This is a genomic window from Luteimonas panaciterrae, from assembly GCF_020511115.1.
Taxonomy (GTDB): domain Bacteria; phylum Pseudomonadota; class Gammaproteobacteria; order Xanthomonadales; family Xanthomonadaceae; genus Luteimonas; species Luteimonas panaciterrae.
In genome coordinates, this window is record NZ_JAJAVH010000009.1 from 1 (window position 1) to 12,673 (window position 12,673).

The 12,673-nt window shown below is 66.8% G+C and carries 13 protein-coding genes; 7 read left to right on the top strand and 6 right to left on the bottom strand.

Annotated features, from left to right (window positions below; genetic code table 11):
- Positions 1-31 precede the first annotated feature (31 nt).
- From LG367_RS12535 to LG367_RS12545, 3 genes are all read right to left on the bottom strand, one after another.
- Positions 32-2,326: a S8 family serine peptidase gene (locus LG367_RS12535; protein WP_226469602.1), complete on the bottom strand. Its 2,295-nt coding sequence runs from the start codon at positions 2,324-2,326 to the stop codon at positions 32-34.
- A gap of 258 nt (positions 2,327-2,584) precedes the next feature.
- Complete coding sequence (locus LG367_RS12540; protein WP_226469603.1) at positions 2,585-3,295, bottom strand: ketosynthase; 711 nt, start codon at positions 3,293-3,295, stop codon at positions 2,585-2,587.
- Between the two features lie 2 nt (positions 3,296-3,297).
- Positions 3,298-3,570 carry a phosphopantetheine-binding protein gene (locus LG367_RS12545; RefSeq protein WP_226469604.1) on the bottom strand — a complete coding sequence of 91 codons (273 nt, stop codon included), beginning with the start codon at positions 3,568-3,570 and terminating at the stop codon, positions 3,298-3,300.
- A 182-nt stretch (positions 3,571-3,752) separates the two neighbouring features.
- Here LG367_RS12545 and LG367_RS12550 point away from each other — a divergent pair, with 182 nt between their 5' ends.
- From LG367_RS12550 to LG367_RS12580, 7 genes are all read left to right on the top strand, one after another.
- Positions 3,753-5,135: an NAD(P)/FAD-dependent oxidoreductase gene (locus tag LG367_RS12550; RefSeq protein WP_226469605.1), complete on the top strand. Its 1,383-nt coding sequence runs from the start codon at positions 3,753-3,755 to the stop codon at positions 5,133-5,135.
- Positions 5,135-6,190, top strand: coding sequence for a chorismate transformation FkbO/Hyg5 family protein (locus tag LG367_RS12555; RefSeq protein ID WP_264179911.1), 1,056 nt, complete (start codon positions 5,135-5,137; stop codon positions 6,188-6,190). Before LG367_RS12550 ends, LG367_RS12555 begins: the two co-directional genes overlap by 1 nt.
- A 234-nt stretch (positions 6,191-6,424) precedes the next feature.
- Positions 6,425-6,673 carry a hypothetical protein gene (locus tag LG367_RS12560; RefSeq protein ID WP_226469606.1) on the top strand — a complete coding sequence of 83 codons (249 nt, stop codon included), beginning with the start codon at positions 6,425-6,427 and terminating at the stop codon, positions 6,671-6,673.
- Between the two features lie 344 nt (positions 6,674-7,017).
- Complete coding sequence (locus LG367_RS12565; RefSeq protein ID WP_226469607.1) at positions 7,018-7,464, top strand: post-PEP-CTERM-1 domain-containing protein; 447 nt, start codon at positions 7,018-7,020, stop codon at positions 7,462-7,464.
- Entirely contained in the window at positions 7,461-9,128 is a 1,668-nt protein-coding gene (locus LG367_RS18650) for a PA domain-containing protein (protein WP_319004025.1), read from the top strand. Before LG367_RS12565 ends, LG367_RS18650 begins: the two co-directional genes overlap by 4 nt.
- Before the next feature lie 142 nt (positions 9,129-9,270).
- Positions 9,271-10,263 carry a porphobilinogen synthase gene (gene hemB, locus LG367_RS12575; RefSeq protein WP_226469608.1) on the top strand — a complete coding sequence of 331 codons (993 nt, stop codon included), beginning with the start codon at positions 9,271-9,273 and terminating at the stop codon, positions 10,261-10,263.
- Positions 10,260-10,688, top strand: a complete 429-nt coding sequence (locus tag LG367_RS12580) for a GNAT family N-acetyltransferase (protein ID WP_226469609.1) — start codon at positions 10,260-10,262, stop codon at positions 10,686-10,688. The genes hemB and LG367_RS12580 overlap by 4 nt, the downstream gene beginning before the upstream one ends.
- Before the next feature lie 31 nt (positions 10,689-10,719).
- Here the strand turns inward: LG367_RS12580 and LG367_RS12585 are convergent, their stop codons facing one another.
- The 3 genes from LG367_RS12585 to LG367_RS12595 form a co-directional block, all read right to left on the bottom strand.
- Positions 10,720-11,601 carry a TolB family protein gene (locus tag LG367_RS12585; RefSeq protein ID WP_226469643.1) on the bottom strand — a complete coding sequence of 294 codons (882 nt, stop codon included), beginning with the start codon at positions 11,599-11,601 and terminating at the stop codon, positions 10,720-10,722.
- A 98-nt stretch (positions 11,602-11,699) separates the two neighbouring features.
- Positions 11,700-12,260: a DUF4865 family protein gene (locus LG367_RS12590; RefSeq protein WP_226469610.1), complete on the bottom strand. Its 561-nt coding sequence runs from the start codon at positions 12,258-12,260 to the stop codon at positions 11,700-11,702.
- On the bottom strand, positions 12,257-12,673 hold the full coding sequence (locus LG367_RS12595; protein ID WP_226469611.1) for a tautomerase family protein: 417 nt from the start codon (positions 12,671-12,673) through the stop codon (positions 12,257-12,259). Before LG367_RS12595 ends, LG367_RS12590 begins: the two co-directional genes overlap by 4 nt.

Consider the following 12,673-nt stretch of genomic DNA (forward strand, 5'->3'; position numbering starts at 1 on the left):
AGGCGGCGCCGGGCCGCCTCCACGCCGTTCGTTACTGAATCACCGGCACGCTGCCGGTGTTGGGATACACGTAGCCCAGCCAGTCGCTGCCAGAATCCTGCGTGTAGCCCTGGGCCTGCATGGCACCGAGCAAGGTCTCGGGGAAGATCGCATGGTCGTCGCGCGCCGGGTTGTACTTGCGCATCAGCCGCACGGTGCCGGCCGGCTGCCGGCTGTTCTTCGAGTACACGTACCCTTCGATGCCGTCCAGCTTGTAGCCGGTGCTCTGATAGGCGCTCACCCCGGCCGGGTCGGCGGTGTAGACCACGTCGATGTGCTTCGGGAAGCTGGCGCAGATCGCGGTTGGCGGCGTGGGCGTGGGGTCGCCGCATTTCCACGACAGGCGATACAGCGGCCACAGCGGATCGGCCGCGTTCCTGGGATTGACCGGCGTGGTGAAGACCCAGACCTGCGCCAGCGCCGAGCCGCTCACGCCGGGGAAGGACGGATACCCGTTCACGGCGGTGCCGACCGCGCCATAGCTCATCGTCGAGGGCGAACCGCTCGCGCGCGGCGCCAGCGTGCCGGAGACGGCCGCCGCCGCCATCTGCGGCACCGAGGTATAGAAATAGTCCGTGCGGTTGGCGCTGTAGAAGGCGAACAGGGGCGTCAGGCGGTTGCTGGTCTGCGAGATCGTCGTATTGACCGCGGTATCGACATTGGGAAGGCCATAACTGGTGAGCCATGTCGTGATGCCGTAGTTCGAGGTGTAGCTGCCCGCGCTCGCGGTGATGTTCGCGCGAATCTGCGAGGATGTCAGGCGCGGATTGATCGAACGCAAAATGCCGGCCAGCGCGGTGACGAAGGGCGCCGCCATCGAGGTGCCCGTGCAGCTCGCGGCGCTATCGTTGGCGGGGCCGGACTCGTCCACCCCGGCGACATCCGCGCAGCGGTACGGCAACTCCGGATTCCAGCTGTCGCCGGCCGGGAACGTCGACACGATGCCGCGCGCCGGCGCCATCACGCCGCTGCTGCCGGGATAGTTGCTGCCGACCAGCACGTTCTGGCCGTTCTCCACGAAAGGCCCGTAGTACCACTTGCTCCATGTGTCCGGATAAGCCGGCTTGTTGAGTTCGAGGCCACCCACCGACAGCACCGAGGGCACACTCGCAGGGAACTGCGGCGCCTTCTTCTCGTAGTTGCCGGCGGCGGCGATCGGCAGGACGTCCCGGCTACTGGCGTAGGCCAGGGCATCGCAAATCGGTTTGTAGCTGGTGTCCGTCGGATTCGGACAGACAATCGTCGCCGGATCGTTGGACCAGCCGAAGCTCATGTTGAAGGCCTGGAAGCCACTGTCGACGAGCTTGGTGATATGCCCCGCGACGCTGTTCAACTCCAGGTTCGTACCGAATACCGCCAGGCTGCAGGAAGGACATCCGCCGGTGACGCCGCTGCCGTTGTTCGCGGTCGCGGCAATGACTCCGGAAACGTGGGTGCCGTGGCCCACCATCCAGTAGGACGCGCTGAGGTCGGAAAATTGCGGGCGATAGTTCGCCGCCAGATCGGCAGGCGTGTTCGTGGGGATGCCCGTGTCGATGGCCGCGACATAGCCGTGCCCTGGCGTCTTGTCCCAGGCGATGGGGAAGCTCATCGCATGCAGGCCCCACTGGTATTGCGCGGGATTCGTGGCGGCGGGCTTGATCGCGAAATACGGATCGTTGGGCGCCCACGACCACTGGAATCTCGGATTGCCACCCACCGACGCCGGCCCGAGCGTCTTGATCAAGACGCTGCGCGCCTGGATGGCAGCGCCGATGCTGGGATAACGCAGCACCACGTAGCGCTGCAGCCGCAACCGCGGATCGTCGCGCTTGAGCAGGCGCCGTCCGGCATCGTCGAGCCGGCCATCGGCGATCAGATAGCGCGCATCGATCGGCTGCAAGAATGCCGCTTTCACATCACGGGCGCCGCCCCTGACGCTCTGCACGAGCACGTCCTCGGAACGCAGGCCATCGCGTGCGAATCTCGGCAGCATCGATCGCACGTTCACGTCGTTCTCGTCGAGCAGCACGATCAGCTCGTTGCTGGTGCCGGTGCTGTCGGCGAGATATTGGCCGACCGCGGCAACGGGCGCGGGGCGCTGCTTCTCGACGCTGTCCCGATAAGCGCGCAACGCCTGCTCGCCGGGCTGGCGACGGGAAAACACGCCGGTGTCGAAGGGGCCTTCCGAGGCGGCGGCGCTTTGCAGACTTTGCAGGCAAGCCAGCGACAGCATCGCCAGCGCCAGACCAGGCAGGGATTTGCGCGCGGAATCGCGGGAATGGCGATGGCGCGAATCGGTTTTCATGCGTCTCTCTCCTCGAATGACATTGCGTTCGGTGGAAGCACGCATCGAAAGCGGCGGCCGGCACCGTCTGCTGCGGTGTCCGCGTCTTCCGGCGTGCTCATGGGCCTGAGGGAACGATCGAAGACCGCCCAGGCGGGGGCGGCCCGACCGAGACTCGTCAAGCGCGAGGGAAACGGCTCACAGGTGGCTCACACCGGACGGATCACGGCGAGGCGAAAGAGACCGGTGCTGATCAAGATGCCGATCAGGCGAACAGGACTAGCGCAGGAAATCCTTCCAGAACGCCGGCCCCAGCCCGGCCAGGCGGCGCAGGAAATCGACGAAGCTGTGATAGCGCCCCGGGAAACGCAGCTTGCGCAGCTGGAACTCGATCACGAAGAAGCCGCCGATGATCCCGTAGGTGCCCAGATTGGCGAGCCACGACCACTGCGACGCCGTGATCGTGATGGGCGACGGCCAGCCCAGGCGCGCCAGCAGGCCGTCCGGCACCGCGATCATCGCCAGCACCAGATTGAACAGCGCCAGCACCGCCAGCGCGATCGCCCAGGCACGGGTCAGGCCACGGGTGTAATCGCGCAGTTCCGGCGCCAGCTGCGGCGGTGGCAGGCGGTCCATCGCGGCGACGATCCGGGTGATCAGCGGCACGCGATCGCCGCGTAGGCTGCGCGCGAACCAGGCCGCGACCAGGGCCACGAACGCCACCGGCACCAGCAGCAGCGGAATCTGCGTGAGCCCGGCCTGCATCAGCCAGCGCGTGCCCAGCAGCAACAGGATCAGCAATCCCCAGGCACGCAGGCGCCCCTTCGCCAGCGGCTGCAGCAACAGCATCAGCCATAGTGCGACCAGCGCGGCCGCGCCGAAGCGGCCGTCGTCACGGGCGCTGGCCAGGTGCGCCAGCAGCGTGTAGGCCAGCGCCAGTAGGATCTGCAGGCCGAAAATGCGGGATCGCGGGTCGGCGGGGGTGGACACCCTCAGGCAGTCGCTTTGTTCTGCTCGATATGCGCCGACAGCGCGCGCAGCGAAGCGAAGATGCGGCGGTTCTCGTCGTTGTCCGAACGCAGCTGGAAGCCGTAGCGCTTGCTGATCGCCAGCGCCAGTTCCAGCGCGTCGATCGAATCCAGACCGAGCCCGGCGTTGAACAGCGGCGCCTCCGGGTCGATCTCGCCCGGCTGCACGTCTTCCAGGTTCAGACTGTCGACCAGGAGTTCGGCGAGTTCGCGTTCGGCGGCGGTTTGCGCGGACATGGCATCCGGGGTTGGGGGCGAAGGGGCGCCACGATCCAGCATCGCGGGCCGGTCTGCAAGCCCGGCGGGGCGGAAACGCCCCGGCGCGTGCCCAGGGGTGGGGCACATCGTCCAACTGGGTCCGTTCAGAGAGGCAGCGGCTATCATGCGCGCCTGCCAGAGCTTCGTTTGCCGTATTCAGGATGACCTCGCCCCAGACCGCCCCGGACGCGCCTCCCGCCACCCCGCTCGACGGGGCTCAGGAGCTTGACGTCCTCGTGATCGGCGGCGGCCCGGCCGGCAGTACGGTGTCGACCTTCCTGGCCCGGCGGGGCTGGCGGGTGACGCAACTGGAAAAGGCCCGCCACCCGCGCTTCCACATCGGCGAATCGTTGCTGCCGATGAACATGCCGATCCTGCAGCGCCTGGGCGCCTTCGAGAAGGTCGCCGCGATCGGCGTGTACAAGCGCGGCGCCGACTTTCCCAAGGACGACGGCCAGGGCGGCTACAACACCTTCGCCTTCGATCGCGCCTACGACATGAAGTTTCCGCACGCCTTCCAGGTGAAGCGGCAGGACTTCGACAAGGTGCTGTTCGAGCATGCCCGCGAGAACGGTGTGGATTCGCGCGAAGGCGTGAAGGTCGAGCGCGTGGAATTCGATGCCGACCACAAACCGGTCGTGTACGCGCGCGACGTCGATGCGGCACCGGGCGAAGGCGAACACATCTTCCGCCCGCGCTACCTCGTCGACGCCAGCGGCCGCGACACCTTCCTCGGCAACAAGTTCAAGCTCAAGCACAAGAACGAGAAGCATCAGTCGGCGGCGGTGTTCAGCCACTTCCGCGGCGTCACGCGGCGCGAAGGCGAGGATGTCGGCAACATCAGCATCTATCGCCACGATCACGGCTGGATGTGGCTGATCCCGCTGCCGAACGAGGTGATGAGCATCGGCGCGGTCTGCTACCCGGACTACATGAAGACGCGCCAGGGCGACACCGAAGGCTTCCTGATGCGCACGCTCGCGCTGGAACCGGATGTGGCCGAGCGCATGCAGGGCGCCGAACGCGTGGGCGACGTGCACGTCACCGGCAACTACGCCTACGAATGCTCGCGCATGAGCGGCCCGAACTGGGTGCTGGTCGGCGATGCCTACGCCTTCGTCGATCCGATGTTCTCCTCCGGCGTCTACCTCGGCATGCACGGCGCCGAGCGCACCGCGACGATGGTCGACGCCGTGCTGCGCGAACCGGCGCGCGAGCGCGAACTGCAGAAGGCGCTGGAGCGCCATCTCAACGCCGGCATCAGCGAATTCAAGTGGTTCATCTACCGCTTCACCTCGCCGACGATGCGCTACATGTTCGCCAACCCGCGCAACACCTTCCAGATCGAACAGGCCGTGATCGGCATGCTCGCCGGCGACGTGTTCGACACGCCGGCGATCCGCCGCCGCCTGCGCATGTTCCGCTTCTTCTACCTGCTCACCGCGATCGGCATGTGGCCGCGCGCCGCCCGCAACTGGTGGCGCCGCCGACGCCAGCCGCGCGAAGGTTTCAAGGGCGACACCCTGCAGCCCGGCAATCCTTGATGAGCAGGCCGCTGTCCTCGTTTCCCAGTCACGAGCCCAAGCACGATCGCGATCACGTCGTGCCGCAGCCGCGGCTGACGGTGGAATACGTCGACGCCGACACGCCCGCGCCCCTGCTCGCGGGCGATGACGTGCTGGCCGTGCTCGGCTTCGGCACGCAGGCACCCCATCACGACGATCCGCGCTATCTGCGCATACCGCTGCAACCTTACGGCCGCTCGCCATTCGAGGTCTGGCGCGCCAACGCGCCGGTCATGCACGGACGCGAGCCTGCCCCCGCGCAGGCGGGGGGCGAGATCCGCTGGGCGACGGATGGACAACTCCAGTTCGGCGTCATCGAAGTCGACGAGCGCGACGGCGGTGTCGAAGCCGCCGCCGCGCACGCCTATGCGCGCCTGACGCCCTTCGTGCGCGACAGCGACACGCCGCACCTGCTGCGCATGTGGAACTACATCGACGCCATCACCCTCGGCGACGGCGACAACGAACGCTATCGTGCGTTTTGTGTCGGCCGCGCGCGCGGCCTCGGCAAGTTCGACACACCGACGCTGCCGGCGGCGACCGCGATCGGCCGCTGCGACGACGCGCGCGTCATCCAGGTGTACTGGCTGGCCGCGCGCACGCCCGGCACGCCGGTGGAGAATCCGCGCCAGGTCAGCGCCTATCACTACCCGCGCCAGTACGGCCCGCAATCACCGAGCTTCGCCCGCGCGATGCTGCCGCCAGCCGGCGGCACGATGCCGCTGCTGCTTTCCGGCACCGCCAGCGTGGTCGGACATGCCACGCGCCACGTCGGCGAACTTCTGGCCCAACTCGACGAGACTTTCGCCAACTTCGACGCCCTGATCGGCGCCGCGCGCACGCAACTGCCGGCGCTGCCGGCGAAGTTCGGCGCCGGCTCGCGGCTGAAAGTGTACGTGCGCGATCGCGACGACCTGCCGCTGATCGCCGAGGCGCTCGACCGCCGCCTCGGCGATGACGTGCCGCGCGTGCTGCTGCACGCCGCCATCTGCCGGCGCGAGCTGGCGGTGGAGATCGACGGCGTTCACGCCTAAGCCTCCGCTCGGGCTTATACGCTTTATGCTCGTCATTCCTGCGAAAGCAGGAATCCAGAGCCTTTTATGTGGACTCTGCATCCCCTGAATGTAAAGTCGCTGGATTCCTGCTTTCGCAGGAATGACATCCGAGTAGGACAATCGTCAGGGTGACTTCGCGCACCTTGAATGACCGCATCCGATTCCCCACTTTCCCTTCGCGGGCAATGCCGTCCGCCTGACTGGAGCCGTCCGATGGGATTGATCAGCCTGCTCTGGGGCATCATCGCCATGCTGTGGATGATCGTCGCCCTGATTCCGCTGCTCGGTTGGGGGAACTGGTTCCTGATTCCGTTCGCCGCCGTCGGCGCGATCATCGCCGCCATCGGCGTGCTGTTCACCTCCTCCGGAAAGAACGGCCGCGCCAAGACCGGCCTGGTGCTCAACGGCCTGGTCATCCTGGTCGCGCTCGTGCGTCTGATGTTCGGCGGTGGCGTGCTTTGACCACGTCCTGATACGGAAATTTCGGAACGGAAAACGGCCGCCGCGAGGCGGCCGTTTTCGTTTCGCCGCGCCGTGAAAGCGGTGGACATTCGCCGGCGTATCGCGCCAAGAAAATCATCGAAACGATTCAGTCGTTCATTGTTGCGATCGCACATCGATGCATCGACAAAATCGCCTGATTTTTCTTGTTTCGGCCAAGGCGCCGCCGCACACTAATCCGCACCGGGAGAGCCTTTCGATGCGCGCATCCGCGCACGATCCCTAGCCGCGTTTCCACCCAGTCCCGACGTGCCGCACGACGCGTCGGAAGATGTCATCCCCCGCATCCGTTTGGAGGAACTGCAATGAAGACGGCAATACCCGCTGTACTGTTATTGGGCCTGGTATGGAGCGCCGGCTTCACCGCCCACGCCTCCGGACCGAGAACGTCGCAAGACGATGCATCCACCGTCGATGCCGCCAGCGTCGCGGCGGACAACCAGGTGGCCGGCGTCGATCCGAAGACAGGCAAGCTGCGCCAACTGACGCCGGACGAGATCAGAGACCTCTCCGAACGCGCCGCGGCGATGCCGAAGCATTCGGCGGCGCAATGGGATCGCGCGCCGCGCACCGCGAGCGAAGCGCAGGCGACCTTGCGCAAGCATGCCGGCGGCGGCATGTCGATGCGCGTGCCGGTCTCCGCGATGAGCGCGGTGACCGTGCAACAGGATGCGTCGGGACAACTGCACTATTCCGAGAACGATCATGGCCACGAGAACGTGTCCCAAGCCACGCAGGAGGTGAGCGAATGAAACGTCTTCTCCTCTCCGCACTCGTGACCGCCGCGCTGTGCGGCACCGCCGCGCAGGCCGCCGTCATCACGCCCGTGAATCTCGATCCGGCCGGGCAAGGCCTCAACGATCCGACGCCGCGCGCACCCGAGGGCGGTAATCCCGGCGCCACCGTCGGCGAACAGCGCAAGATCGCCTACCGGTTCGCCGCCGATCTGTGGGGTTCGCTGCTCAAGAGCGACGTCGAGATCCGCGTCGGCGCCAGCTTCCAGCCGCTGGCCTGCACCGCCACCAGCGGCACCCTCGGCTCGGCGGGCGCGTGGTGGATCTGGCAGTCGCCGGACTTCCCGCTGCCCGGCGCCTGGTATCACATCGCCCTCGCCGATTCGCTCGCCGGTTCCAACCTGATGGCGGGCGATCCGTCCTATGTCGCACCCGACGACATCGAGATCGGCAGCCGCTTCAACGCCAACCTCGGCAGCCCCGGCTGTCTGGAAACCAGCGGCTGGTACTACGGCCTCGACGGCAACACGCCGGCCGGCAAGATCAGCTTCCTCGACGTGGTGATGCACGAGATCGGCCACGGCCTCGGCTTCTCCGGCTTCGTCGGCTACAGCAGCGGCGTGCTCGGCGAACGCGTGGGCACACCCGGCGTCAACGACATCTACACCCACAACGCCTTCGACAACGTCAAGAACCTGCGCTTCGACAACGCCGGCATGACCAACGCCGATCGCGCCGCCGCGCTGAAGACGCCCGGCCGCACGGTGTGGGATGGCGCCAATGTCACCGCCAACGTGCCATTGGTGCTCGACGATCTGGTCCTGCTGAAAGCCAGCGGCGCGCTCACCGCGAACTACACCTTCGGCACCGCGTCCTTCGGCGCAGCAGCGACGCCCGCCAGCTTCAGCGGCACCCTCGCCCTCGCCAACGACGGCACCGGCGCGGACACCGCCGACGCCTGCGACGCGCTGCCGGCCGGCAGCCTTGCCGGCAAGATCGCCTTCGTCAATCGCGGCACCTGCGGCTTCGAGGCGAAAGCACTCAATGCCGAAACCGCTGGCGCGGTCGGTGTGATCATCGGCAACGTCGCCACCTCGAGCACGCCTGGCACGGCACCGGGCATGGCGGACGACCCCACGATCACCGCGAACGTCCCGACGGTGAGCCTGAACCTGGCCGACGCCAACGCGGTGCGCGCGGCGCTGTCCGGTGGCAGCATCACCGTCGCGCTCGGCACCGTGCCCGGTCGCCTCGCCGGCGCCGACGTGGGTGGACGCGCGCAGCTGTACACGCCGACCACTGTCGCCGGCGGTTCCACCTTCTCGCACTTCGACACCGCGCTCACGCCGAATGCGTTGATGGAACCGGCGATCAACGACTCGCTGGCCAGCAACTACCTGGTCGATCTGACCCTGGACCTGTTCGCCGACGAAGGCTGGAACGTGAACAGCGACAACGCCCGCATCGGCAAGTGCGAGACGGCGCTGCCGCTGTCCGAGGACGGTGGCCTGATTCCGGGTGCCAACATCCAGGCCCAGGATCGCATCTGCCGCACTACTTCCGGCAACCACGGCCAGTACGTGAACTGCATGAAGGACAAGGCCGACGCCCTGCAGGCACAAGGGCTGATCAACGCCTACCAGCGTGCCAGCGTCACCCGCTGCGCCGCGAGGGCGAAATGACGGGCGATCAATAAGAACCCGCTCTCCAAACCGTCCACTTCGACCGGCGCCCCAGCGGCGCCGGTTTTTTATGCGCCGCACGAAAACACAGCATCGCGTTCCGGCACGAGGCGATCACCGCCGCTGGCGTATCATTCCCGCCATGAGCTACCCCTACCTGCGCCCGCGCCGCATGCGCCGCGACGATTTCTCGCGCCGGCTGATGCGCGAATCCGTGCTGACCACGGACGATTTGATCTACCCCGTCTTCGTCCACGAACTCGACGGCCGCGCCGCGGTGCCCTCAATGCCCGGCATCGAGCGCCTCTCGATCGACGAACTGCTGCACGTGGCCGAGACGATGAGCGAACTGCGCGTCCCGGCGATCGCCCTGTTTCCGGTCACCGCGCCGGACGCGAAATCGCTCGACGCCGCGGCCGCCTGGGACGACGACGGCCTGTGCCAGCGTGCCGTGCGCGCGCTGAAGGCGCGTTTCCCGCAGCTGGGCGTGATCACCGACGTCGCGCTCGATCCCTACACCTCGCACGGCCAGGACGGCATCACCGACGACACCGGCTACGTCGTCAACGACGTCACCGTCGAAGCCCTGGTGCAGCAGGCGCTCTCGCACGCGCGCGCCGGCGCCGACGTGGTCGCGCCGAGCGACATGATGGACGGCCGCATCGGCGCGATCCGCGCCGCGCTCGAGCAGGAAGGCTTCATCCACACCCGCATCCTCGCCTACGCCGCCAAATACGCCAGCGCCTTCTACGGCCCGTTCCGCGACGCCGTCGGCTCGGCCAGCGCGCTCGGCAAGGCCGACAAGGCCACCTACCAGATGGACCCCGCCAACTCCGACGAAGCCCTGCGCGAAGTCGCGCTCGACCTCGAGGAAGGCGCCGACATGGTGATGGTGAAGCCCGGCATGCCCTACCTCGACATCGTGCGCCGCGTGAAGGACGAATTCGGCGTCCCGACCTTCGCTTATCAAGTCAGCGGCGAATACGCGATGCTCAAGGCCGCCTTCGCCAACGGCTGGCTCGACGAACGCAAGTGCGTGCTGGAAGCACTGACCGGCTTCAAGCGTGCCGGCGCCGATGGCGTGTTGACCTACTTCGCGCTGGATGCCGCGCGCTACCTGCGCGAAGGGCAATGACGATCCGCAAGGCGGTCGACAGCGACGCCACCGAAATCGCGCGACTCTCAACGCAGCTTGGTTATCCGGCGGAAGTCGAAGCGTTCGCGCAACGCCTTGAATTCCTGCTGCACTCTCCGAAGCACTCCGTGCTGGTCGCCGCCGGCGACGACGGACATCTGCAAGGCTTCGTCGGCGTCGAACATCGCGTGATGATCGAGATGGGCGAGCGCGTGGAGATCGTCGGGCTCGTCGTCGATGCGCAGGCGCGTCGCACTGGCGTCGGGCGCGCGCTGATGGCCGCGGCCGAGCAGTGGGCGCGCGATGTTGGCGTGAAAGAAATCTTTCTCGGCTCGAATGTCGTGCGCCCGGAAGCGCACGTGTTCTATCCGAGCCTCGGCTACACCGTAGTCAAGACGCAGCATTCCTATCTGAAACGTCTGTAAACCATGTCCTCCCGATTCACGGGAAGAGCATTCACCCGACGCAGCCATCCTTGCCGGTCACGGCGGGCGTCCGCACCCGATAGATATCCTGCTTGCCCGCCTTCGGCGCCTTCGCCATGCCGTTGACGAGCATTTCGCTCGGCTTGGAAAGATCCACCGCAGGCCCGTAGGTGTTGTCCTGCGGGCCGTTGAACGAAAGTGCCCACGGCTGCGGATCGGCGTAGGCCTTGCCGTCGCATTGCGCCAGCATCAGCCGCACCGGATCGTTCGCGATGTCCTTGGCGTAGGCGTACACGATCGCCTTGCCGTCCTCGATCCAGGTCGCATCGAATTCATCGCCGGCCGTGTTGACGCCGGGCACGGGCTTGGGATCGACGAAGGCCTTGCCGTCCCAATGCGCCATCAGCAGATCATGACCGCCCGCACCGCCGAAGCTGTCGCTGGCGAACAACAGATGCTTGCCGTCGTTCGTCGTCGCCGGCGCCCACTCGTTGCCTTTGCCGTTCACGCCGGCACCGAGATTTTCCGGCGTGCCGAAGCCGCCGTCGGCGAGCACTTCGGCGCGATAGAGATCATCGCCGCCAAAACCGCCGGCGCGATCGGAGAAGAAGTACAGCCATTTGCCGTCGGCGCTGAAGAACGGATCGAATTCCTTCGCCGCCGTATCGATCGCCAGCGGCTTGGGATCGGCCCAGCGGCCGTCGCGCTTGGTCGCCTGCCACAGGTCGTAGCTGCCGGGACTGCCTGCGCGCTCGCTGGTGCCCCAGACGATGCGCTGTCCGTCCGGGCTCACGCTGGCGCGCACTTCGCGATGCGGTGTGGACACCACGCCCATGCCTTCGATGCCGAATTCCTGAAGCGCCGCGGCCGAGCCGCACACCAACACCAGCGTCAGTACCGCGAACTTTCGCATCGCCATCGCCCTTCTCCCCGACTGGTCGCGGCGGAGACTAGTGCAGGGCATTAGCTGCGAACAAGTGCGATCCGGCACACGACCGTGCCTCATGCGGCCTACGGCAACGAAACGTGACCGACGTGGTACAGCTGGCGATCCGGCCGCGCGAGTTCGGGGCGCGGGCGATCCCAGAGGCGGAACGACACCGAAGTCCAGGTCTGCGGATCGTAGGCATGCACCGCGGCCAGCGCACCTTCGGCGATGTCCTCGCACGCACGCGCGACGGCTTGTGTCTGCGCGTCCTTCAGGTCGACATCGGCCGGCAACATCGCCAGATCACGACTGGCGCACACGGCTGAACGCAGATTCGCGGCGGCATCGTCTCGCCACACCGACCAGACTCGCACCGCCGGACGCCCGAACGCCGCCGACAACGCCGCGAATCCATCCCCGCACAGGAATGCATTCATGCCCGCGGTATCGCGCCATACGTAGAACGGCGCATACAGATTGTCACGGCTGGGCAGCACGGCATCGCTCCGATCGGCATACAGATACGCCTTGAAGCCGAGCCCGGGAAATCCGTCGAGCAACGGCCCTTTTTCGGTGATGCGGCGACGGATGATGTCCATGTCGTAATCCGCCGGCAGACCGATGCTGTACTGCATCGCGATCATCGCGCGGTTCCACCGGCAACGCCTGCTTCGGCGGCCGTGATGCCGGCGCGTCCGCCGCCGAACGACCAATCGTCGCTCGTCGTGGTCTGGATCACGATCATCACGTCCTCCGGCGCGATGCCCGGCGCCTGCGCCAGCAGTTCTACCGTGCGCGCGTAGAAAGCACGCTTGGTGGCGCCGTCGCGCGGGCGGCCGGCGGTGATCGCGATCAGCACGAAATCGTCCGAACGTGGGCCGCCGAGATAGTCGCGATCGAACACCAGCTCGCCCGGATCGAGCTGATGGATGACCTGGAAGCGATCGTGTTCCGGCACGTCGAAGGCCTCGCGCATCGCGCGATACACGCCATCGGACAATTGCCGCAGATATTCGGGCGACTTGCCCCGATGCAGGGAGATGCGGGCGTAGGGCAT

Excerpts from the sequence above, each read along its gene's own strand:
- LG367_RS12535 (WP_226469602.1), bottom strand. The coding sequence starts at position 2,326 with ATGAAAACCGATTCGCGCCATCGCCATTCCCGCGATTCCGCGCGCAAA.
- LG367_RS12545 (WP_226469604.1), bottom strand. The coding sequence starts at position 3,570 with ATGTCCGCGCAAACCGCCGCCGAACGCGAACTCGCCGAACTCCTGGTC.
- LG367_RS12550 (WP_226469605.1), top strand. The coding sequence starts at position 3,753 with ATGACCTCGCCCCAGACCGCCCCGGACGCGCCTCCCGCCACCCCGCTC.
- LG367_RS12555 (WP_264179911.1), top strand. The coding sequence starts at position 5,135 with ATGAGCAGGCCGCTGTCCTCGTTTCCCAGTCACGAGCCCAAGCACGAT.
- LG367_RS12560 (WP_226469606.1), top strand. The coding sequence starts at position 6,425 with ATGGGATTGATCAGCCTGCTCTGGGGCATCATCGCCATGCTGTGGATG.
- LG367_RS12565 (WP_226469607.1), top strand. The coding sequence starts at position 7,018 with ATGAAGACGGCAATACCCGCTGTACTGTTATTGGGCCTGGTATGGAGC.
- LG367_RS18650 (WP_319004025.1), top strand. The coding sequence starts at position 7,461 with ATGAAACGTCTTCTCCTCTCCGCACTCGTGACCGCCGCGCTGTGCGGC.
- hemB (WP_226469608.1), top strand. The coding sequence starts at position 9,271 with ATGAGCTACCCCTACCTGCGCCCGCGCCGCATGCGCCGCGACGATTTC.
- LG367_RS12580 (WP_226469609.1), top strand. The coding sequence starts at position 10,260 with ATGACGATCCGCAAGGCGGTCGACAGCGACGCCACCGAAATCGCGCGA.
- LG367_RS12585 (WP_226469643.1), bottom strand. The coding sequence starts at position 11,601 with ATGCGAAAGTTCGCGGTACTGACGCTGGTGTTGGTGTGCGGCTCGGCC.
- LG367_RS12590 (WP_226469610.1), bottom strand. The coding sequence starts at position 12,260 with ATGATCGCGATGCAGTACAGCATCGGTCTGCCGGCGGATTACGACATG.
- LG367_RS12595 (WP_226469611.1), bottom strand. The coding sequence starts at position 12,673 with ATGCCCTACGCCCGCATCTCCCTGCATCGGGGCAAGTCGCCCGAATAT.